The organism is Falsochrobactrum shanghaiense, assembly GCF_003149535.1.
In the GTDB taxonomy this organism is placed as follows: Bacteria; Pseudomonadota; Alphaproteobacteria; order Rhizobiales; family Rhizobiaceae; genus Brucella; species Brucella shanghaiense.
Genome location: NZ_QGDB01000042.1, coordinates 1 through 549, shown reverse-complemented (window position 1 = coordinate 549; position 549 = coordinate 1). Strand labels below are relative to the sequence as shown.

Here is a 549-nt window from a genome sequence, read left to right as displayed (position 1 = left end):
CCTTCCAACATGTTGCCTACCATATCGGTTACGATATGGCGCTTGCGCCCTTTGATCTTTTTGCCTGCATCATAGCCGCGCGGACCACCAGCTTCTGTCGTCTTCACCGACTGGCTATCGATAATGGCTGCCGTCGGCTCCGCCTTGCGGCCTTCGGACAGCCGTGTCACCGCAACCAGAATTTCATTGATAAGATCAAGCAAGCCGCTGTCGCGCATCCGGTAGAAATGGTACTGCACTGTCGTGAACGGCGGGAATTCCTTCGGCAACTGCGCCCATTGGCAGCCCGTTGTCGCCATATACTGGATCGCATTCCACAACGTACGTGGATCATGCTCGCGTGGACGTCCGACCTTGCTCATCGGCTGCAAAAGCGGCGCGACAACAGCCCATTCATCATCAGTACAGTCGCTTGTATAGCGTAAGCCTCGTCTGGCATAGTCGCGACGGGCGGTTTCAGTCCAGGCCATGTGATCCTCCGTAGTCTTGGTAAACCACAGAGAATCATAAACTCCTGAAATCGCTCAACTTAATTTTCGGTTCGGCTCT

The 549-nt window shown here is 54.5% G+C and carries 1 protein-coding gene; it reads right to left on the bottom strand.

Translation table 11 applies throughout. From position 1 onward, the window contains the following. The coding region (locus DKP76_RS18935; RefSeq protein ID WP_109708182.1) for an IS5 family transposase at positions 1–470 on the bottom strand (470 nt) is incomplete at its 3' end. Positions 471–549: the final 79 nt, after the last annotated feature.